The sequence below is a fragment of the Luteipulveratus halotolerans genome (assembly GCF_001247745.1).
GTDB lineage: Bacteria > Actinomycetota > Actinomycetes > Actinomycetales > Dermatophilaceae > Luteipulveratus > Luteipulveratus halotolerans.
The window spans coordinates 424,522-445,351 of record NZ_LAIR01000002.1; the positions used below are offsets into that span (position 1 = coordinate 424,522).

The 20,830-nt window shown below is 70.6% G+C and carries 20 protein-coding genes; 15 read left to right on the forward strand and 5 right to left on the reverse strand.

The genetic code is table 11. The features are described 5' to 3' along the window. Nucleotides 1-3: 3 nt before the first annotated feature. Complete coding sequence (locus tag VV01_RS02530) at nucleotides 4-642, forward strand: PadR family transcriptional regulator (protein ID WP_050668514.1); 639 nt, start codon at nucleotides 4-6, stop codon at nucleotides 640-642. Between the two features lie 51 nt (nucleotides 643-693). On the opposite strand, the gene VV01_RS02535 is transcribed toward VV01_RS02530, so the two are convergent. Both VV01_RS02535 and nagA read right to left on the reverse strand, forming a co-directional pair. Further along, nucleotides 694-1,236: a MarR family winged helix-turn-helix transcriptional regulator gene (locus tag VV01_RS02535; RefSeq protein WP_050668515.1), complete on the reverse strand. Its 543-nt coding sequence runs from the start codon at nucleotides 1,234-1,236 to the stop codon at nucleotides 694-696. A gap of 249 nt (nucleotides 1,237-1,485) precedes the next feature. Continuing rightward, the gene (gene nagA / locus VV01_RS02540; RefSeq protein WP_197274978.1) at nucleotides 1,486-2,622 is read right to left on the reverse strand and encodes an N-acetylglucosamine-6-phosphate deacetylase; all 1,137 of its coding nucleotides are present in this window, start codon (nucleotides 2,620-2,622) and stop codon (nucleotides 1,486-1,488) included. Nucleotides 2,623-2,660: 38 nt separating this feature from the next. Here nagA and menD point away from each other — a divergent pair, with 38 nt between their 5' ends. Continuing rightward, the gene (gene menD / locus VV01_RS02545) at nucleotides 2,661-4,385 is read left to right on the forward strand and encodes a 2-succinyl-5-enolpyruvyl-6-hydroxy-3-cyclohexene-1-carboxylic-acid synthase (RefSeq protein ID WP_050668516.1); all 1,725 of its coding nucleotides are present in this window, start codon (nucleotides 2,661-2,663) and stop codon (nucleotides 4,383-4,385) included. Here menD and VV01_RS02550 read toward each other — a convergent pair. Genes VV01_RS02550 through VV01_RS02560 form a run of 3 tightly spaced genes read right to left on the reverse strand, consistent with a single transcriptional unit; the run spans nucleotide 4,382 to nucleotide 7,435 of the window. Continuing rightward, nucleotides 4,382-5,635, reverse strand: coding sequence for a GNAT family N-acetyltransferase (locus VV01_RS02550; RefSeq protein WP_050668517.1), 1,254 nt, complete (start codon nucleotides 5,633-5,635; stop codon nucleotides 4,382-4,384). The two genes, menD and VV01_RS02550, sit on opposite strands and share 4 nt — an antisense overlap. A 56-nt stretch (nucleotides 5,636-5,691) precedes the next feature. Further along, nucleotides 5,692-6,147 (reverse strand): flavodoxin family protein, encoded by a 456-nt coding sequence (locus tag VV01_RS02555; RefSeq protein WP_050668518.1) that lies wholly within the window; start codon nucleotides 6,145-6,147, stop codon nucleotides 5,692-5,694. A gap of 1 nt (nucleotide 6,148) precedes the next feature. Beyond that, nucleotides 6,149-7,435: an isochorismate synthase gene (locus VV01_RS02560; protein WP_050668519.1), complete on the reverse strand. Its 1,287-nt coding sequence runs from the start codon at nucleotides 7,433-7,435 to the stop codon at nucleotides 6,149-6,151. 135 nt (nucleotides 7,436-7,570) lie between these two features. On the opposite strand from VV01_RS02560, the gene VV01_RS02565 reads away from it, so the two are divergent. From VV01_RS02565 to nuoK, 13 genes are all read left to right on the forward strand, one after another. After that, the gene (locus VV01_RS02565; protein WP_050668520.1) at nucleotides 7,571-8,263 is read left to right on the forward strand and encodes a demethylmenaquinone methyltransferase; all 693 of its coding nucleotides are present in this window, start codon (nucleotides 7,571-7,573) and stop codon (nucleotides 8,261-8,263) included. Nucleotides 8,264-8,369: 106 nt separating this feature from the next. Further along, entirely contained in the window at nucleotides 8,370-9,683 is a 1,314-nt protein-coding gene (locus VV01_RS02570; RefSeq protein ID WP_050671675.1) for a geranylgeranyl reductase family protein, read from the forward strand. 63 nt (nucleotides 9,684-9,746) lie between these two features. After that, nucleotides 9,747-10,121 carry an NADH-quinone oxidoreductase subunit A gene (locus VV01_RS02575; RefSeq protein ID WP_050668521.1) on the forward strand — a complete coding sequence of 125 codons (375 nt, stop codon included), beginning with the start codon at nucleotides 9,747-9,749 and terminating at the stop codon, nucleotides 10,119-10,121. A gap of 30 nt (nucleotides 10,122-10,151) precedes the next feature. Then, nucleotides 10,152-10,706: a NuoB/complex I 20 kDa subunit family protein gene (locus VV01_RS02580; protein ID WP_050668522.1), complete on the forward strand. Its 555-nt coding sequence runs from the start codon at nucleotides 10,152-10,154 to the stop codon at nucleotides 10,704-10,706. Further along, a complete protein-coding gene (locus VV01_RS02585) occupies nucleotides 10,703-11,587 on the forward strand; it encodes an NADH-quinone oxidoreductase subunit C (RefSeq protein WP_082220795.1) in 885 nt (294 codons plus the stop codon). The genes VV01_RS02580 and VV01_RS02585 overlap by 4 nt, the downstream gene beginning before the upstream one ends. Then, nucleotides 11,587-13,008 carry an NADH-quinone oxidoreductase subunit D gene (locus VV01_RS02590; RefSeq protein WP_050668523.1) on the forward strand — a complete coding sequence of 474 codons (1,422 nt, stop codon included), beginning with the start codon at nucleotides 11,587-11,589 and terminating at the stop codon, nucleotides 13,006-13,008. Before VV01_RS02585 ends, VV01_RS02590 begins: the two co-directional genes overlap by 1 nt. Then, the gene (gene nuoE / locus VV01_RS02595; RefSeq protein WP_050668524.1) at nucleotides 13,005-13,760 is read left to right on the forward strand and encodes an NADH-quinone oxidoreductase subunit NuoE; all 756 of its coding nucleotides are present in this window, start codon (nucleotides 13,005-13,007) and stop codon (nucleotides 13,758-13,760) included. The genes VV01_RS02590 and nuoE overlap by 4 nt, the downstream gene beginning before the upstream one ends. An 8-nt stretch (nucleotides 13,761-13,768) precedes the next feature. Then, entirely contained in the window at nucleotides 13,769-15,076 is a 1,308-nt protein-coding gene (gene nuoF, locus VV01_RS02600) for an NADH-quinone oxidoreductase subunit NuoF (protein ID WP_082221153.1), read from the forward strand. Next, on the forward strand, nucleotides 15,073-17,580 hold the full coding sequence (locus VV01_RS02605) for an NADH-quinone oxidoreductase subunit G (protein WP_050668526.1): 2,508 nt from the start codon (nucleotides 15,073-15,075) through the stop codon (nucleotides 17,578-17,580). Before nuoF ends, VV01_RS02605 begins: the two co-directional genes overlap by 4 nt. Continuing rightward, nucleotides 17,577-19,001 carry an NADH-quinone oxidoreductase subunit NuoH gene (nuoH, locus tag VV01_RS02610; RefSeq protein ID WP_050668527.1) on the forward strand — a complete coding sequence of 475 codons (1,425 nt, stop codon included), beginning with the start codon at nucleotides 17,577-17,579 and terminating at the stop codon, nucleotides 18,999-19,001. Before VV01_RS02605 ends, nuoH begins: the two co-directional genes overlap by 4 nt. Continuing rightward, nucleotides 18,994-19,614 carry an NADH-quinone oxidoreductase subunit NuoI gene (nuoI, locus tag VV01_RS02615; protein ID WP_050668528.1) on the forward strand — a complete coding sequence of 207 codons (621 nt, stop codon included), beginning with the start codon at nucleotides 18,994-18,996 and terminating at the stop codon, nucleotides 19,612-19,614. Before nuoH ends, nuoI begins: the two co-directional genes overlap by 8 nt. Continuing rightward, nucleotides 19,611-20,534: an NADH-quinone oxidoreductase subunit J gene (locus VV01_RS02620; RefSeq protein WP_050668529.1), complete on the forward strand. Its 924-nt coding sequence runs from the start codon at nucleotides 19,611-19,613 to the stop codon at nucleotides 20,532-20,534. The genes nuoI and VV01_RS02620 overlap by 4 nt, the downstream gene beginning before the upstream one ends. Continuing rightward, the gene (gene nuoK, locus VV01_RS02625; RefSeq protein ID WP_050668530.1) at nucleotides 20,531-20,830 is read left to right on the forward strand and encodes an NADH-quinone oxidoreductase subunit NuoK; all 300 of its coding nucleotides are present in this window, start codon (nucleotides 20,531-20,533) and stop codon (nucleotides 20,828-20,830) included. Before VV01_RS02620 ends, nuoK begins: the two co-directional genes overlap by 4 nt.

Sequence of the window (20,830 nt, forward strand, 5' to 3'; positions counted from 1 at the left end):
CTCATGGCAGCCACGGAGATCCGCCTGATGGTGCTGGGGGCGGTGTCGCTGTTCGAGCCGGTCAACGGTTACCAGATCCGGCGCGAGCTGCTGTCGTGGCGGGTCGAGGACTGGGCGCACATCAAGCCCGGCTCGATCTACTCCGCGCTCTCGACGCTCACCCGGCAGGGTGGCCTCGAACGCCACGACCTGGTCGACAGCGGGCGTGAGGTCGCGGTCTACACGATCACCGACGACGGGCGCGACGAGTTCGAGCGGTTGTTCTCGGTGGCCGTCGAGACGGTCGACATGGCCTCGCGACTGGGGTTCTACACCGCGCTCAGCCTGCTTCCGCTGATGCCGCGCGAGGTCGTGCTGAGCAGCCTGAAGGTGCGGGCGACGGCGCTGCAGGCCCAGATCGACGACGGCCGCCGCGCGTCGACCACGCGCGACCAGCTGCCGCCCCACGTCCAGGACCTCGTCGAGCTCTGGCAGGCCAGCGCGCTGACCGAGCAGGAGTGGCTGCAACGGGTGATCGAGCAGGTGCAGGCCGGCTCGCTCGAGCTCGCCGGCGACCCGCAGACGTGGCAGCCACCCGCCGACGACCCGGGCTGGCAGATGGATGCCGACCGCCGCCGCTATCGCGAGATGCTCGGCCGCTGACCTGGGCGCTCTGGCGCGCATGCCGGCAGCGACGGCCATGACGTCGGTCGCTCAGGCGCCGGGGAGCTCCTGGGCGAGGACGGTGAGGTGGACCAGCAACCTCTCGAGGTGCTCGGCCGGGATGTCATCGACCACGAAGCCGAGCGCCTCGTCGACGCTCTCGTCCAGAGCACGCACGGCTGCGCGGCCACGGGCTGTAAGACGGACGAGGACCACACGGACGTCCTGCCACCCCTGGTCCTTCGTGGCCATGCCTCGTGCCACCAGGTCGGTGACCCGGCGCGACACCGCTTGATGCGATACACCCAACAGCTCGGCGAGCGTCGAGATCGGGACGGTCCGATCGCGGAGGCTGTCGAGCAGCTTGAGGTCGCCGTCTGTGAGCTCCCGCCATCCACGCTGATGGACGGACTCGAGCACGGCCGCGTCCATCACCGCCGACGCCCGTCGAAGCAGCTGAGGTAGGGCGGTGACGGGCGGGACCTCGTCGAGCCGCAGGAAGTGTCGGCGCACCGGATCCAGATGGTCGAGCGCATCGGGTACGGCGCCCGGGCGCCGTGGTGCCGGCGTCGAGTAGTCGTCGGTCTCGTCCATGCGAGCACTGTGGCGCATCCTCTGGACCCACGACTCCCACGCCGCGAGTTGTCCACAACGGCAACGGTTCTCGGCGCCTGGGTAGCGGGGATGTGGACAACCGGGGCCCCAGAAGGTGGACCTGACCGCGCACGTGAGGTCGACAGGGGGTGGTGAGACAAGCGCAACGAGGTTGCGGACTCCCGCAACCTCGTTGCGCAAGTTTCGGACACCCCTGTCGGCCTGAATGCCTTCGCGTCGCAGCGTGCGTCAGGCCTCCGCGTGACCGTGAGGCGATGAGAAGGCCGTCTTCGTGAGGTCATCGGCGATGTGCACGAGGTTCGCCGCGGCGCCGACCTCGATGCGACCCCGTCCGGTCAGGCCGACCGCGGTGGCCGGGTGCGAGGTGGCGGCGGCGACCGCGAGCGAGACGTCGACGCCGGCCTCGACCGCACGGCGTACGGCCTCGTCCATCGTGAGCGTGCTGCCCGCGAGCGACCCGCCGTCCGTCAGCCGGGCGGCACCGTCGGCGACCGTGGCCGCGAGGCCGCCGAGCTCGTACTGGCCGTCGGGGACACCGGAGGCAGCGATCGCGTCGGTGATCAGCACAGCGCGGTCGGGACGCGCCGCGAGCACCGTGCGCAACGTGGCCGGGTGCAGGTGGATACCGTCGTTGATCAGCTCGACCCACGCGCGTGCGTCGAGGCTCGCGCCGATCGGGCCGGGCTCGCGGTGGTGCAGGGGCCGCATGCCGTTGAACAGGTGCGTCGCGACCGTGGCGCCGCGGGCGAACGCAGCCGTGCACGCGTCGTACGTGCCGTCGGTGTGCCCGACCGCCACGGCGACCCCGGCCGCCCGCGCCGCATCGATCAGCTCGCCCGAGCCGGGGCGCTCGGGTGCCACCGTGATCATCCGCAGCGTGCCGCGCGCCGCCTCGACCATCCGGGCGAACCCGTCGAGGTCGGGGTCGGTGAGGTACGCCGGGTTCTGGGCGCCGCAGCGGGCCGCCGACAGGAAAGGACCTTCGAGGTGCGAGCCGCGGATGATCGTGTCGCCCGTCTCGACGACGTCAGCGACGACCGCGAGCTGCTCGCACAGTGCGTCGACCGGCGCGGTGACCAGTGACGCCAGCAGCGAACCGGTGCCGTGACGCTCGTGGAAGGTCGCCGCGGCGCGGACCGACTCGGCATCGGCAGACGTGAAGTCGCCGCCGCCACCGCCGTGGCAGTGGATGTCGACGTACGCCGGTGCGAGCCAGCCGTCCGTCAAGGTCACGTCGGCCCTCGCGGCCGGCGCACCCTCACCGAGCTCGACGACCCGGCCGTCGTCGATGCGGACCCACCCCTCACGGGTGGGCGAGTCGGCTGAGCCGGTGAGCAGACGTCGGGCGTGGATGAGGTGAGGCACCCGCCGATCTTCTCGCACCCGTGGTGCAGGATGGCTGAGTGAACCCCTCGCTCGCGCTGGCCACCGTGATCGTCGATGAGCTGATCCGGCACGGAGTCACCGACGTGGTGCTCTGCCCGGGATCACGGTCGGCGCCGTTCGCGTACGCCGTGCACGAGGCCGACCGCGACGGACGTCTGCGGCTGCACGTGCGGGTCGATGAGCGGTCCGCAGCGTTCACCGCGCTCGGGCTGGCCAAGGTCAGCCGGGTGCCGGTGCCGGTCATCACGACCAGCGGCACGGCTGTGGCCAACCTCTACCCGGCCGTGCTCGAGGCGAGCCAGGCCAGTGTGCCGATGGTCGTCATCACCGCCGACCGGCCCGCTGAGCTGCGCGGCACGGGCGCCAACCAGACGACCGACCAGGTCAAGCTGTTCGGGCGCGCGACGCGCTGGTTCCACGAGACGGCGACCCCGGAGCGCCGCGTCGGTCAGAACGGCACCTGGCGCAGTCTCGTCGGTCGGGCGATCGCCGAGAGCCGCGGTCTGCCGAGCGGCGATCCGGGCCCGGTGCACCTCAACATCCCGCTGCGCGACCCGCTGGTGCCGACGGACGACGGCGAGCCGTGGCCCGAGGGCCTCGACGGCCGTGAGCAGGGGCAGCCGTGGCTGGCCCTGCGTGCCCCGCACAGCCACCCGCCGGCGGTCACCGGCCCGGGCATCGCACCGGTGCCTCGCACGCTCGTGATCCTCGGTGACCTCCCGGACCCGGCCCAGGGCGGTGAGCTCGCCGAGCTGGCGGCGGCGGCCGGCTGGCCGATGCTCGCCGAGCCGTTCGGCCGCTATCACCGTGGACGGGTGAGCCCGCACGGCCCGCTCATGCTCGGTGCCTACGACTGGCTGGACGAGCACCGTCCCGAGCGCGTGCTGATCGGCGGACGCCTCACCCTCTCTCGCGACGTCAACCGGCTGCTGCAGCACCCGGACGTCACGGTCGAGGTCGTCACCCCGCTCACGTCGTGGGCCGACGCCGTCCACGTCGTACGCCGCGTCCACGACTGGGCCGACATCGAGCGCAGCCACTCGGCCGTCGCCGGCTGCGTCGACCGCTCGTGGGCGGCGGCCTGGCGCAAGGCCGCGTCGGGCATCGGCGTGGCCGCAGATGCTGTCGTCGACGGCTCCTGGCCCTCGGGCCTGTCGGTCGCGGCGACGGTCGCCCACAACCTGCCGGCCGGAGGCGGCCTCTACATCGGGTCGTCCAACTCGGTGCGCGACCTCGACCTCGGTCGCGACCCGCAGCGCATCGCCCGCGACGTGGTGTCGGTCGCCAACCGCGGTCTCGCAGGTATCGACGGCGTGGTCAGCTCAGCGGTGGGCATGGCGCTGTCGCGGCCGGGCCAGGCCAACGTCGCGCTGATGGGCGACCTGACCTTCCTGCACGACGCCAACGGGCTGCTCATCGGGCCGCACGAGCCGGTGCCCGACCTCACCATCGTGGTGGTCAACGACGACGGCGGCGGCATCTTCGGCACGCTCGAGCAAGGCCGTGCCGAGCTGTCGGACGCGTTGGAGCGGGTGTTCTCGACGCCGACCGGCACGCGGATCGCCGACCTGTGCGCCGCTCACGACGTCGAGCACGAACGGGTCACCCACCGCGACCGGCTGGTCGAACGCATCATGACGCCGTCGCCCGGACTGCACGTCGTCGAGGTGCCGATCCCGCGCGACAACCAGCGCGACCTGCGCCAGCAGCTCAAGGACGCAGCCGCGGCGGCACTCGCCTAGAACCCGACCGCACCCACCGGCGCCACCAGGGTCCGGAGAGCAGCGTCGAGCTCGTCGGTGGCGCCCGCCCGCAGCTCGGTGAGCAGGCCCGAGTCTCGTTGTGCGACAAGGCTTCTCGCGCCGAGGTACGCCGACGCGAGGGTCTGGGTGCTCAGCCGCACGTCGGCGTCGGCATCGGTGCGTTCGACCGTCGCGGCGCCGTCGTCGTCGACCGTCAGGCGCCACCGGCCGGAGTTCCACGGTGCCCGGGCGTCGTCGACGTCGAGCACCACGTCGCAGGCCGCCGCGTAACCCCGAGCGGTCAGTGCCTTCGGCAGGTCGACCAGGCGCACCCACAGGCTGTCCGTGACGCCGCCGAGCACCGTGCGTGGTGAGCCGACCCAGGCGACGATCCGGTCGTCGACCGACCGGCCTCTCACCTTGACCGACGTCGTGAGGTCGAGGTCGACCAGGCGGCGCAGCAGCGCGAGCTCGGCGGCCGGCGTACCGACCATCTCGATGACCGCGACGGTGCCCTGCGGCTGGTCGTCGTCCCACTTGGGTGTACGCCGGAACCACGCGTAGCCGACGTCCTCGCCGTCGAGCTGGGCGAACAGGAAGCGCTGCGGCTCACGGTCACGGATGCTCTGGGCGTTGTCTCGGGCGAACTGGTCGTAGAGCGCTCGCTCACGGACGACAGCCCCCAGGTGCGTGGCACCGACCCGGAGGGCGACCTGGCGCAGGCGCTCGCCGATGCCCTCGTCGGACGCGTTGGTCAGACGGGTACGGATCGCCGAGGCCGCCTCGTCGAGACCGGGCGCCGTGAGCGTCGCGCCGCGCGACAGCGTCAGGCGCGTCTCCCACGAAGCGATGCCGTAACCGTGCCGACCGTAGATCGCCGGCTCGCTCGCGTGCAGCACCGACAGCCCCGACCAGTCGCCGTCACGCGTGCGCTCGAAGTGGTCGTGCAGCATCGCGGTGAGCACGCCACGGCGGCGTTCGTCGGGGTGGACGCCGACCCAGGTCAGACCGGCAACAGGCAGCTGCCGCAACGACTTCCGCGGTCCGGGCACGGTCAGGGTGAGGGGGTAGACGCCGGCGTACCAGCGCTCGTCGGCGTCGTCGACGTGCGCCGCGAACCGGCCGTCCTCGGGGATGCCGTCCAGCACACGTTCGGTCGGCTCGGTGGGTGGCTCGTCGAACCACACGAGCAGATCGGTGCTCAGGTAGCGGTCGGCGTCATCGGCGGGCCCCACCCGTACGTCGCTCATGGCTCCAGCGTCGACCTCGGGGCGGGTCGTGGGCAACCGGTTTCGCTCGTCGCCGGTCAGGCGTCCATCAGGAGGGCGGCCAGCGTGCCGCCCAGCTCGACGAACTGCTCACGCTCGGCCGGAGCGACCGCGCGCAGGGCCTCGACGGGTTCGGCGGCCAGCCTCCACTCCAGGCCGGTGGTGATCGACTCGACCGAACGCCGGGCGCCGGTCGTGTCCGAGCGCCCGTGGATCCAGAACGAGAAGGGGCGGCCGCTCACCTTGCCGCGCACGTCGTCGTACGTCGAGTCGAACGCGTGCTTGAGTGCACCGGACATGTAGCCGAAGTTGGCGGTGGTGCCGAGGAGGTAGCCGTCGGCGGTGAGGAAGTCCTCGACCGTGGCGTCGAGTGCGGCGACCACACGGACCTCGACGCCGTCGATCGCGTCGTCGCGCGCGCCTTCGAGGACGGCGTCGAGCAGCGATCGGGTGAGCGGTGTGGGGGAGTGGTGCAGGACGAGCAGCCGCGCCATGTCACTCGTGACCGAGGGCGTGCCTCATCGGGAGCAGCTTGGCCTCGGACTCGGCCAGCTCGGCGGCCGGGTCGGAACCCGCGACGATGCCGCAACCGGCGAAAAGCCGTATGCGAGAAGGGTTTTCGCCGTCGATCTGGCCGCAGCGCAGCGCGATGCCCCACTCGCCGTCGCCCTTGGTGTCCATCCATCCGACAGGCCCGGCGTAGCGCCCGCGGTCCATCTGCTCGAGCTCGTCGATGACCTCGGCGGCCTGGGCCGTGGGTGTGCCGCACACGGCGGCCGACGGGTGCAACGACTGCGCGAGGGTGAGCGAGGTGGCCTCGTCGGTGAGGACGCCGGCCACGTCGGTGGCGAGGTGCATCACGTTGGGAAGGTGCAGCACGAACGGCGCCTCGGGCACGTTCATCGACTGGCAGTGCGGGCTCAGCGCCTCGGCGACCGAGCGCACGGCGTACTCGTGCTCCTCGAGGTCCTTGGACGAGCGCGCGAGCTTGGCGGCCAGTGCGAGGTCGTGCTCGTCGTCGCCCGTACGCCGGATGGTGCCGGCCAGGATGCGCGAGTGCACCAGGCCCTTCTCTCGGCGGACGAGCATCTCGGGCGTCGCGCCGACGAGGCCGTCGACGCTGAACGTCCAGGTGTTGGCATAGCTCGACGCGAGACGGCCGAGCAGCCAGCGTGCGTCGAGGTCGCTGTCGGCGCGGACCTCGACGTCGCGGGCGAGCACGACCTTGTCGACCTCGCCGGCGCGGATGCGCTGGACGGCCGCATCCACGGCGTCCGACCACTGCGCACCGGTGAGGGCACCGTCGGTGAGCTGCAGGCCGACCGGGGACTCCGGGCACGGCGGCGTGCGCAGCTCGGGCTGCTGGGGGAGGTTGCCCGCGACGCTGACGGTGGTCACCCAGGCGATGCCGTCGCGGCGGCCGACGACGACCTCGGGGACGACGAGGGTCGCACCGGAGGCCGAGGTGCTGCGGAAGGCGAACGAGCCGAAGGCGACCGGGCCGGTGCCGGGTCGGCGTACGTCGTCACGCACGACCGCGCGCGCGGAGATGTCACGCCACCAGGCGGCGGCGTCGTCGAAGCGGGTCGGTCCGTTGGTGCTGATCGACGCGGCGCGCCCCCAGCCGACCATGCCGTCCCCCTCGCGCAACCACGACATGAGGTCGCTGGGGTGCTGGTCGTCGGGCAGCAGCGCGATCAGCTGACCCGGGTCGGCGACCGCAGAGGTGCGCGCGACCAGCACGGGGACGGATGACGGAGGGCCCGCCGGTTCGGAGGTCACGAGGCGACAGACTAAAGGACGTCGATGTGTCCGGCCTCCCGCCGAGGTGCGGTCGGACGAGGCCTCGATCACCCGAAGGTGGGGCACAGCGACGTCATGGCCGGTGCACAGCCGGGGTGGGGGAGGATGGCGCCCATGAACCGCGCCAGCCTCGACAAGCGCCCCCAGGACGTCGCCCGCATGTTCGACGACGTGGCCGCGCGCTACGACCTCACCAACGACGTGCTGTCCCTGGGGCAGGACCGTCGGTGGCGCCGGCTCGTGCTGGACGCGGTGGGTGCGCGACCCGGCGACACGGTCCTGGACATCGCGGCGGGCACGGGGACGAGCAGCCGCCCGTTCGCGCAGGGCGGTGTCCACGTCGTCCCGGCCGACTTCTCCCTGGGCATGCTGCGGCAGGGCAAGAAGCAGTACCCCGAGCTGTCGTTCACCGCCGCCGATGCGATGCGGCTGCCGTTCGCGGACGCGTCGTTCGACGCGGTCACCATGTCGTTCGGCCTGCGCAACGTGGTCGACCCGGTCGCGGCGCTCGCGGAGTTCCAGCGGGTCACCCGGCCGGGCGGGCGCGTGGTCATCTGCGAGTTCTCGACGCCCACCAACCCGGCGTTCCGCAAGGTCTACAGCGAGTACCTCATGAAGTCGCTCCCACAGATCGCGCGCAGGGTCGGCTCCAACGCCGAGTCGTACGTCTACCTGGCCGAGTCGATCCAGTCCTGGCCCGACCAGGAGGGCCTGGCCGCGCACCTGCGTACGGCCGGCTGGAGCGCCCCCGAGTGGCGCAACCTGAGCAACGGAATCGTCGCGCTGCACCGCGCCGTCAAGGGCTGAATGTGATCTTCGTCTCGACTTAGGTCTCCCTCACTAGGGTGCCGCTGGCGGACGGGCCTAGAGTGGTCGAGTTCGTGAAGTGAATCACAAGCGCAAGGACGCGAACGTGAGCCAGCACACGCCCGAAACGGCCTCTGACGAGTCCGCCGACGTCATCGTCGTCGGCGCCGGTCCCGGAGGTTCGGCCACTGCCGCCTACCTCGCGATGGCCGGCCTGGACGTCCTCCTCCTGGAGAAGACCTCCTTCCCGCGCGAGAAGGTCTGCGGTGACGGTCTGACCCCGCGCGCGGTGCGCGAGCTGATCACCCTGGGCATCCCGACGCCCGAGGAGGACGGCTGGATCCGCAACAAGGGTCTGCGCATCATCGGTGGCGGCATGCGGCTGCAGCTCGACTGGCCCGACCTGTCGACGTTCCCTCCGTACGGCCTGGTCCGCACTCGCCAGGACTTCGACGACATCCTGGCCAAGCACGCGGTCAAGCACGGTGTGCGACTGCGCGAGCGCACCAACGTCTCCGGCGCCGTCCGTGACGACAAGACCGGGCGCATCACCGGTGTCACCGCCAAGGAGATGGACGACAACGGGCGCGCCACCGGCAAGACGATGACGTACGCCGCGCCCCTGGTCATCGCCGCCGACGGCAACTCCTCGCGCCTGTCGCTCGCCATGGGCCGCACCAAGCGTGAGGACCGCCCGATGGGCGTCGCCGTCCGCACGTACTACACGAGCCCGCGCCACGACGACGACTACCTGGAGTCGTGGCTGGAGCTGTGGTCCAAGGACAAGGACGGCAAGGACGTCCTGCTGCCCGGCTACGGCTGGATCTTCGGGGTCGGCGACGGCACCAGCAACGTCGGCCTCGGCATCCTCAACACCTCCAGCGCGTTCGGCAAGACCGACTACAAGGACGTCATGCGTCAGTGGGTCGCGACGATGCCGCAGGAGTGGACCTACAACGACGAGACGATGATCGGCGACATCCGCGGCGCCGCTCTGCCGATGGGCTTCAACCGCCAGCCGCACTACGCCGACGGCCTGCTGCTCGTCGGTGACGCCGGCGGCATGGTCAACCCGTTCAACGGCGAGGGCATCGCCTACGCCATGGAGTCCGGCCGGCTGGCCGCCGAGGTGGTCGCCCAGGCGTTCGCCCGTGCCGACGACGCGGGCCGCGAGCGTGTCCTGCAGGGTTACCCCGGCGTGATGAAGAACGCCCTCGGCGGCTACTACACGATCGGCCGCGGGTTCGCGAAGGTCATCGGCAACCCCGAGGTCATGAAGCTCGCGGTCAAGTACGGCCTGCCCCGCGAGACCATGATGCGTTACGCGCTCAAGGTGATGGCCAACCTCTCCGAGCCGCACGGCGGTTCGGCCGGCGACCGGCTGTTCAACGCCTTGTCCCGCATTGCGCCTGCGGCCTGACGACGAGATGGATAACGTCACGACGAGTACGCGCCCCGTCGGCGTACGGAAGGAGCCTGTGGCATGAACGGGCTGACGTCCTACTCCTACGCACCCCTGCTCTTCTTCGCCGGCATCGGCGCGTTCTTCGCGGTGTTCTCCGTGGTGGCCGGGGCGCTCGCCGGCCCCCGGCGCTACAACCGCGCCAAGCTCGAGGCGTACGAGTGCGGCATCCAGCCGAGCCCGCACGCCGAGGGCGGCGGTCGGGTCCCGATCAAGTACTACCTGACCGCGATGCTCTTCATCATCTTCGACATCGAGTCGGTCTTCCTCTACCCGTTCGCGGTCGCGTTCGAGCAGATGGGCCTGTTCGCGCTCGTCGAGATGGTGCTGTTCATCATCACCGTGTTCGTCGCCTACGCCTACGTCTGGCGCCGCGGCGGCCTGGAATGGGACTGAGCCTCATGACCTTCGGAAGGGGCCACTGACATGGGTATCGAGGAGAAGCTCCCCGCGGGCTTCATGCTGAGCACGGTCGAGCAGGTCGCGGGCTACATGCGCAAGAGCTCGGTGTGGCCGGCGACGTTCGGTCTCGCGTGCTGCGCGATCGAGATGATGGCCGTCGGCACGCCCGACTACGACATCGCGCGCTTCGGTATGGAGCGCTTCAGCGCCACGCCGCGCCAGGCCGACCTGATGATCGTGGCCGGCCGCGTCAGCCAGAAGATGGCTCCCGTCGTGCGCCAGGTCTACGACCAGATGCCCGAGCCCAAGTGGGTCATCTCGATGGGTGTGTGCGCCAGCTCGGGCGGCATGTTCAACAACTACGCGATCGTGCAGGGCGTCGACCACGTCATCCCGGTCGACGTCTACCTGCCGGGCTGCCCGCCGCGCCCGCAGATGCTGCTCAACGCGATCCTGACGCTGCACGACCAGATCCAGAACAGCAAGCTCGGTGTCAACCGGGTCGAGGCCGCTCGCGCCGCCGAGAAGGCTGCGCTCGAGGCGACGCCGACGCACGCGATGAAGGGGTTGCTCGCATGAGCGACGACAAGCCCGAGACCAAGGCCGATGAGCAGAAGCCTGCCGACACGCCGGCCACCGACGCCAAGGGTGAGCCCGACACCGTCAAGGACAAGGCCGTCGCCGGCGACCCGGCGACCGGCCCGGTCAAGGAGCCGGCAGATGCTCCCGAGAAGTCGGTGACCGAGGCCGCCCAGGAGGGCGCGGTGCTCCCGCAGGAGCACGGCGACGTCGAGGCCGTCCAGGTCGGTGAGCGGCAGGGCATGTTCGGCTCCTCGCTCGGCAACGACACCACCGGTTACGGCGGTCTGCGCAAGCCGATCCTGTTCCCCGGCGCCTCGCCCAAGCCCTACGGCGGCCACTTCGACCAGGTCACCGACGACCTCGGTGCGGCGCTGCAGCGCGCCGGCGGACCGTCGTACGACGAGGCGGTCGAGCGGGTGGTCGTCGACCGCGGCGAGCTGACCCTCTTCGTACGCCGTGAGCACCTGGTCGGCGTCGCCCGCGCGCTGCGCGACGAACCGAGCCTGCGCTACGAGATGTGCACGGGTGTCTCCGGCGTCCACTACCCGCAGGAGACCGGCGCCGAGCTGCACGCGGTCTACCACCTGCTCTCGATCACGCACGGCAGCCGGCGGGTTCGCCTCGAGGTGACGTGCCCCGACAGCGACCGGCACATCCCGTCGGTCGTCGCGGTCTACCCGGGCATCGACTGGCACGAGCGCGAGACCTGGGACATGTTCGGCATCGAGTTCGACGGGCACCCGGCTCTCACGCGCATCCTGATGCCCGACGACTGGCCGGGCCACCCGCAACGCAAGGACTACCCGCTCGGCGGGATCCCGGTGGAGTACAAGGGCGCCACCGTTCCCCCGGCGGACGAGCGGAGGTCGTACTCCTGATGGCAACGCCCACGACAGACAACGACACCCGTCGCGACGATGCCGGATCGAGTGAGCCTGCGAGCTCGACCGGAGGAGGAGCGCGGCCAGAAGACGTTTTCGGAGCGGCGACTCCGGGTGATGCCGGTGACGCACCGGTCCTCAACGCCTTCGGCGGCGACTGGGACGACGTCGCCGAGGAGGCGGCTGCACTCCACGAGGAGCGCATCGTCGTCAACATGGGCCCGCAGCACCCGTCGACGCACGGCGTGCTCCGGCTCATCCTCGAGCTCGACGGCGAGACCGTCACCGAGGCCCGTGCAGGCATCGGCTACCTGCATACGGGCATCGAGAAGAACATGGAGTACCGCACCTGGACGCAGGGCGTGACGTTCTGCACGCGCATGGACTACGTCATGCCGCTGTTCAACGAGGCGGCGTTCTGCATGGCGGTCGAGAAGGCGCTCGGCATCACCGACCAGATCCCTGAGCGCGCTCAGACGATCCGGGTGCTGATGATGGAGCTCAACCGCATCACCTCCCACCTGGTGTGCCTGGCCACCGGTGGCATGGAGATGGGTGCGACCACGGTCATGACGGTCGGCTTCCGGGAGCGCGAGCGCATCCTGCGCATCTTCGAGGCCGTGACGGGCTTGCGCATGAACAACGCCTACATCCGTCCGGGCGGCGTCGCGCAGGACCTGCCCGCCGGCTGCATCGACCAGGTCCGCGAGACGATTCCGTTGCTGCGCAAGGGAATTGGCGAGCTCGAGTCTCTGCTGCTCGAGAACCCCATCCTCAAGGGCCGCACGGTCGACGTCGGCTACCTCGACCTCACCGGGTGCATTGCGCTCGGTGTGACCGGTCCGGTGCTGCGCTCGACGGGCCACCCGCACGACCTGCGCAAGACCGACCCGTACTGCGGCTACGAGACCTACGACTTCGACGTGCCGGTCGAGGACACCTGCGACGCGTACGGCCGACTTCGCATCCGCATCCACGAGATGCACGAGTCGCTCAAGATCGTCGAGCAGGCCATCGAGCGGCTCGACGCCACGCCCGGCCCGGTGATGGTCGCCGACAAGAAGATCGCCTGGCCGGCTCAGCTGGCTGTCGGCAGCGACGGTCAGGGCAACAGCCTCGACCACATCCGCCAGATCATGGGCGAGTCGATGGAGTCGCTCATCCACCACTTCAAGCTGGTGACCGAGGGCTTCCGGGTGCCGCCCGGTCAGGCGTACGCCGCCATCGAGAGCCCCAAGGGCGAGCTCGGCTGCCACGTGGTGTCCGACGGCGGGACGCGCCCCTACCGCGCGCACTTCCGCGACCCGAGCTTCAACAACCTGCAGGCCACGGCCGCGATGTCCGAGGGCGGCGCGGTCGCCGACGTCATCGTCGCGGTCGCGAGCATCGACCCCGTGATGGGAGGCGTGGACCGATGAGCGACGAGCACGGACCCCTGCACGTCCAGACCCCGCTGCACGCCAGCGCCGAGCCCTACTCCGATGAGACGCTGGCAGCGCTCCGCCAGGACGCGCAGGAGATCATCGGCCGCTACCCGCAGAAGCGGTCGGCACTGCTGCCGATGCTGCACCTGATCCAGAGCGTCGACGGCTACGTCACCGGGCGCGGCGTGCAGTTCTGCGCCGAGCAGCTCGACCTCACCGAGGCCGAGGTCAGCGGCGTCGCGACGTTCTACACCCAGTACAAACGCCACCCCAACGGCGACTACACCGTCGGCGTCTGCACCAACACGCTGTGCGCGGTGATGGGCGGTGACCTGATCTGGGACACCGTGAGCGAGCACCTCGGCATCGGCCACGACGAGACCACCGACGACGGCAAGGTCACGCTCGAGCGCATCGAGTGCAACGCCGCGTGCGACTACGCCCCGGTCGTCATGGCCAACTGGGAGTTCTTCGACCACCAGACGCCCGAGTCGACCGTGCAGCTGGTCGACGACCTGCGCGCCGGTCGCGAGGTGCGGCCCACCCGCGGCGCGGCCTCGGTGTGCGGGTTCAAGCAGATGTCGCGCGTGCTCGCGGGCTTCACCGACGGCCGCGCCGACGAGGGAGTCGGCGCGGGTGCGGCGTCGCTGCAGGGGCTGCGCATCGCTTCGGGTGAGCAGCAGTTCACCCGGACACCGGCGGCGGCCGAGCCCGCGGCCGAGGAGCCGAAGGAGCAGCAGTCGTGACCGATCTGATGCCCGTCCTCACGAAGTTCTGGGACGCCCCCGAGAGCTGGACGCTCGCGACGTACGAGCAGCACGAGGGCTACCAGGCCCTCACCAAGGCCCTCGCGATGAAGGCCGAGGACCTGGTCCAGATGGCCAAGGACTCCGGTCTGCGCGGCCGTGGCGGCGCCGGCTTCCCGACCGGCATGAAGTGGGGCTTCCTGCCCAAGCCGGACGGCGGCCCGCGCTACCTCGTCGTCAACGCCGACGAGTCCGAGCCGGGCACCTGCAAGGACATCCCACTCATGATGGCGGCGCCGCAGTTCCTCATCGAGGGTGTGGCGATCACCTCCTACGCCATCGGCTGCAACCACGCGTTCATCTACGTGCGCGGTGAGGTGCTGCACGTCTACCGCCGGCTGCTGCGAGCGGTCGAGGAGGCGTACGCCGCCGGTCACCTCGGCAAGAACATCCACGGCTCGGGCTTCGACCTGGACGTCACCGTCCACGCCGGCGCGGGAGCGTACATCTGCGGTGAGGAGACCGCGCTGCTCGACAGCCTCGAGGGTCGTCGCGGACAGCCGAGGCTCAAGCCGCCGTTCCCGGCCGTCGCCGGTCTGTACGCCCGCCCGACCGTGGTCAACAACGTCGAGTCGATCGCGTCGATCCCGCCGATCCTGCTGCACGGCGCCGACTGGTTCTCCGGCATGGGCACCGAGAAGTCACAGGGCTTCGGCATCTTCAGCCTGTCGGGTCACGTCACCCGTCCGGGCCAGTACGAAGCACCGCTCGGTATCACGCTGCGCGAGCTGGTCGACATGGCAGGTGGCATCCGCGAGGGGCACCGGCTGAAGTTCTGGACGCCGGGCGGCAGCTCGACGCCGATCTTCACCGACGAGCACTGGGACGTGCCGCTCGACTTCGAGTCGGTGGCCGCTGCCGGGTCGATGCTCGGCACCCGGGCGCTGCAGATCTTCGACGAGACCGTGTCCGTCGTACGAGCCGTGTCGCGCTGGACCGACTTCTACGCCCACGAGTCGTGCGGCAAGTGCACGCCGTGCCGCGAGGGCACCTTCTGGCTGAAGCAGATCATGACCCGCCTCGAGCACGGGCAGGGCACCCAGGACGACATCGACAAGCTCGTCGACGTCTGCGACAACATCCTCGGCCGCAGCTTCTGCGCGCTCGGCGACGGCGCGACCTCGCCGATCACGTCGGCCGTCAAGTACTTCCGCTCGGAGTTCGAGGCCGGCATGACCCAGCCCTGGTGGGAGCTGTTCCCGCCCGAGAAGTCCGTGCTCTACCCCGTTCACGCGAAGGAGACCGTCCGCGCATGAGCACCGTGACCTCACCCTCCGCAGGCGGCAACGCCGTCTCGTCCGGGGGCGACGCCCAGGTCCCCGAGGCCAGGCCCGACGACATCACCCTGACGGTCGACGGCGTACAGGTCAGCGTCCCCAAGGGCACGCTGGTCATCCGCGCCGCCGAGCAGGTCGGCATCCAGATCCCGCGCTTCTGCGACCACCCCCTCCTGGAGCCGGTCGGCGCGTGCCGGCAGTGCCTCGTCGAGGTCGCCACCAAGGCTCCCGACGGCTCGATGAAGCCCATGCCCAAGCCTCAGGCCTCCTGCACGATGGAGGTCGCCGACGGCATGGAGGTCAAGACCCAGCAGACCTCCACGGTCGCCGACAAGGCCCAGCACGGCGTCATGGAGCTGCTGCTCATCAACCACCCGCTGGACTGCCCGGTCTGCGACAAGGGCGGCGAGTGCCCCCTGCAGAACCAGGCCCTGTCCAACGGTCGTGAGGTGTCGCGCTTCGAGGACGTCAAGCGCACGTTCCCCAAGCCGATCAGCATCTCCTCGCAGGTGCTGCTCGACCGCGAGCGCTGCGTGCTGTGCGCCCGCTGCACCCGGTTCTCCGACCAGGTCGCCGGTGATCCGTTCATCGCGCTCATCGAGCGTGGTGCGCTGCAGCAGGTCGGCATCTACGAGGAGCAGCCGTTCGAGTCCTACTTCTCGGGCAACACCGTCCAGATCTGCCCGGTTGGCGCGCTGACCGGTGCCGCGTACCGCTTCCGCTCGCGTCCGTTCGACCTGGTCTCCACGCCGAGCGTGTGCGAGCACTGCGCCGACGGCTGCGCGATCCGCGTCGACCACCGCCGCGGCGTCGTCCTGCGGCGCATGGCCCTGGACGACCCGGCCGTCAACGAGGAGTGGAACTGCGACAAGGGCCGGTGGGCGTTCACCTACGCCACCGCCAAGGACCGCCTCGACACCCCGCTGGTGCGCGACGCCGACGGCACGCTGCAGGTCGCGGGCTGGCCCGAGGCCATCGCGGCCGCCGCCGACGGGCTCGCACGCGCTCGTGACGCGGCCGGCGTCGGCGTCCTCACCGGCGGTCGGCTGACCGCTGAGGACGCCTACGCCTACAGCAAGTTCACCCGTCTCGTGCTCGGCAGCAACGACATCGACTTCCGGGCTCGGCCGCACTCGGCCGAGGAGGCGGAGTTCCTCGCGCACGCCGTGGTGGCCACCGGTCCCGACGCGGGTGCGGTGACGTACGCCGACGTCGAGTCCGCGCCGTCGACCCTGCTGGTCTCGCTGGAGCCCGAGGAGGAGTCGCCGATCCTGTTCCTGCGGCTGCGCAAGGCGTGGCGCAAGAACAAGGCCAAGATCTTCTCGCTGGCGCCGTACGCCACCCGCGGCCTGGACAAGATGGGTGGCACGCTCGTGCCGACCGCGCCGAGCACCGAGGCCGAGGTCCTGGCCGCCCTCGGTCAGGGCGAGGGCCCGCTCGCCGACGCCGGCAAGGCGCTGGAGCAGGGCAGCCTGATCCTCGTCGGCAGCCGACTCGCGAGCGTGCCCGGCGGATTCAGCGCCGTGCTGACGCTCGCCGAGAGCACGGGCGCTCGCGTCGCGTGGGTGCCCTCGCGCGCCGGTGAGCGCGGTGCGCTCGAGGTCGGCGCGCTGCCGACCCTGCTGCCCGGTGGTCGTCCGGTCGCCGACGCGGCCGCACGCAGCCAGGTCGGCACGGTCTGGGGAGCGAGCGACCTGCCCGCCGAGCCCGGACGCGACGGCGACGCCATCCTCAAGGCAGCCGGCGACGGTTCTCTCGCGGGCCTGCTCGTCGCCGGCGTCGACCCCGCCGACCTGCCCGACCAGAAGGCCGTGACCGCCGCTCTCGAGCGGGCGTTCGTCGTGTCGCTGGAGATCCGCAAGGGCCAGGTGCCGGCGTACGCCGACGTCGTCCTGCCGATCGCGCCGCAGCAGGAGAAGGCCGGCTCGTTCGTCAGCTGGGAGGGGCGCGTGCGTCCGTTCGAGCAGGCGCTGGAGTCGACGGCGATGCCCGACCACCGGGTGCTCGACCTGCTCGCCGGTGAGATGGGCGAGTTCCTCGGCACCCGCAGCGTCACCGAGATCCGCGCCGAGATGGCTGAGCTCGGGCCGTGGACCGGCGCCCGCCCTGCGCGTCCGCGTACCCCGGCCGGCGCGCTGCCGCGACCGCTCGTCGGCGAAGCAGTCCTCGCGACCTGGCCGCTGATGCTCGACCGCGGCCGGATGCAGGCCGGCGAGCCGTTCCTCGCCGGCACGGCCCACGCGGCGGTCGCTCGCGTGTCGGCCGCGACCGCTGAGGGAGCCGGCGTGCGTGACGGTGAGGTGCTCGCGGTGTCGACCCGGACCGGCACGATCACGGTGCCCGTCGCCGTGACCGAGATGCCCGACCACGTGGTGTGGCTGCCGACCAACTCGGCCGGCTCGACCGTGCGCACCACGCTGGGCGCCGACGCCGGCGCGATCGTGCAGCTCGCAGCAGCCAGCGACAAGGAGATCAGCGCATGAACGTCGTGAGCGCGCTCGCGTCGTACTCGACGGCCCTGCCGGCGACCACCGACAACCCGGCCGCCGACTTCAGCGACACCCCGTGGTGGCTGTCGCTGATCAAGGCTCTGCTGGTCTTCGTCATCCTCCTGCTCAACACGCTGCTGATCATCTGGTTCGAGCGGCGCGTGATCGGTCGTATGCAGCAGCGGCCCGGCCCCAACCGTGCGGGCCCGTTCGGCCTGCTGCAGACCCTGGCCGACGGCATCAAGCTGGCGCTCAAGGAGGACATCGTCCCCAAGGCCGCCGACAAGATCATGTTCTGGGCGGCCCCGGCGATCGCGGGCGCGATGGCGTTCGTGTCGTTCGCGATCATCCCGATGGGCGGCACCGTCTGGATGTTCGGGCACAAGACGCCCCTGCAGCTCACCGACACCCCGGTCGCGACGCTGCTCGTGCTGGCCGTCGCCGGTGTCGGTGTCTACGGCATCGTGCTGGCCGGCTGGTCGTCCGGCTCGACCTACCCGCTGCTCGGCGGCCTGCGCAGCTCGGCCCAGGTCATCTCGTACGAGATCGCGATGGGACTCGCGCTGGTCGCGGTGTTCCTCTACGCCGGGTCGATGTCGACCTCGCAGATCGTGCTCGCGCAGAACGACCTCTGGTACATCATCCCGGCGTTCTTCTCGTTCATCATCTACGTCATCACCATGGTCGGCGAGACCAACCGGCTGCCGTTCGACCTCGCCGAGGGCGAGGGCGAGCTCACCGGTGGCTTCCACACCGAGTACTCCTCGCTGAAGTTCGCGATGTTCTTCCTCGGCGAGTACGTCAACATGTTCACCGTCTCAGCGCTCGCGACCACGCTGTTCCTCGGCGGTCCGGCGGCACCTCCCGGCATCGCCTGGATCGGTGACGGGATGCTCAACGGCGGCTGGTGGGGCCTGCTCTGGTTCTTCATCAAGCTGTGGCTGTTCATGTTCTTCTTCGTCTGGCTGCGCGGCTCCCTGCCTCGCGTCCGTTACGACCAGTTCATGCGCCTGGGCTGGAAGGTCCTGATCCCGACCACGCTCGTGTGGGTCGTCATGGTCGCCTTCGTCCGGGCCGCCGAGCTGGGCTTCCTTGGTGACAGCAAGGTCAGCCTGCTGGGCCGCGAGTTCCCCCGCGCCACGCTCTTCGTGATCGCCTGCATCGCCCTGCTCGTTCTCGTCGTCGCCTGGGTCTACGACAACCGGCAGGTCAAGAAGGCCAAGGCCGCTGAGGCGCAGGAGCCCGTCATCGAGGTCGACCCGTTCGCGGGCGGCCACCCGGTGCCGCCCCTGCCCGGCCAGCGCCTGGTCGAGCCCGCACCGGCCCTGGCCGCGGCTCGCCCCGCCGCCAGCACGTCGTACGACGCCCCCGACGCACCCGTGACCGACTCAGGTTCGGAGGACCCCCGTGGCTGACAAGCCCAGCAAGGACAAGGAGCCCGGTCTGCTCTCGAAGGTCGCCGGCTTCGGCGTGACCTTCGGGACGATGTTCCGCAAGATCGAGACCGAGCAGTACCCCGAGGACAAGCGGCCGACCCAGCTGCGCTTCCACGGACGCCACCAGCTCAACCGTCACCCCGACGGCCTGGAGAAGTGCGTCGGCTGCGAGCTGTGCGCGTGGGCCTGCCCGGCCGACGCGATCCTCGTCGAGGGCGCGGACAACGACGACGCCAACGGTCAGCGGTTCTCACCCGGTGAGCGCTACGGCCGCGTCTACCAGATCAACTACCTGCGCTGCATCTTCTGCGGGCTGTGCATCGAGGCGTGCCCCACGCGGGCGCTCACGATGACCAACGAGTACGAGCTCGCCGACGACAACCGCGCCGACCTGATCTTCACCAAGGACCAGCTGCTCGCGCCGCTGCAGAACGGCATGCTCCCCGCGCCGCACCCGATGGTCGACGGCATGGAGGAGCGCGACTACTACCAGGGCAAGGTCACGCAGGCGACGCCCGAGCAGGAGGCCTGGGCTCAGCAGCGCGAGCACGAGCTCGCTGCGGAGTCCGCCGGACGAGAGGACACGGCATGACCGTCGGAGGTGCGGAGTCCGCACTCTTCTGGATCGCGGGCCCGCTGGCGGTGGTCGGCGCCCTCGCGCTGCTGTTCGCGCGCAAGGCGGTGCACGCCGCGATGGGCATGGCCCTGACGATGATCGTGCTGGGCGTCTTCTACATCACCCAGCAGGCCGAGTTCCTCGGCGTCATCCAGATCTTCGTCTACTCCGGCGCCGTGATGATGCTGTTCCTGTTCGTCATCATGCTCGTCGGCGTCGACTCCTCCGACTCGCTCGTCGAGACGATCAAGGGTCAGCGCTGGGCCGGTCTGCTGCTGGCCGCCGGTCTCGCCGCGATCACCCTCGCCGGCATCGGCAAGGCGACCTTCGGCGCGCCGCGCGGTCTGCAGGAGGCCAACGAGGACGGCAACGTCAGCGGCGTCGCACGCCTGATCTTCGGCGACTACGTCTGGGCGTTCGAGGCCACGAGCGCGCTGCTGATCACCGCCGCGCTCGGCGCGATGGTGCTCGCCCACCGTGAGCGGCTCACCCCCAAGGCCAGCCAGGCCGACTGGTCGCGTGAGCGCATCCGCAAGGGCGAGAACGTCGCCGGCCTTCCCGCGCCCGGTGTGTACGCCCGCCACAACGCCGTCGACACCCCGGCTCTGCTGCCCGACGGCTCGCCCGCCGAACTGTCGATCTCGCGGGTGCTGCGGGCCCGTGGTCAGGTCGGCACGACCGGCGCGCTCACCACGGTCACGGACGAGTTCGAGCACGAGACCGGAGACGACGTCGTCGACCGCACACCCGGCAGCGGCACCGACACCGTCGCGGGTGGCACCCCGGCAGGCGTGAGCCGCCGCGACGCCAGTGGCCTCGAGCGCGAGCGCGAGGCGGTCGTACCCGCGGCTGACGAGCCCGAGCGCACCGACGACGAGAAGGGGCACGAGCAGTGAGCCTCACCAACTACGTCTACCTGTCGGCGATCCTGTTCGCGATCGGCGCCGCCACGGTGCTGCTGCGCCGCAACGCGATCATCGTCTTCATGGGCATCGAGCTGATGCTCAACGCCGCCAACCTCGCCTTCGTCACGTTCGCCCGGATGCACGGGCAGCTCGACGGCCAGGTGATCGCCCTGTTCGTGATGGTCGTCGCGGCGGCCGAGGTCGTCGTCGGCCTCGCCATCATCATGGCCATCTTCCGTGCGCGCCGGTCGGCCTCGGTCGACGACGCCAACCTGCTGAAGCTGTAA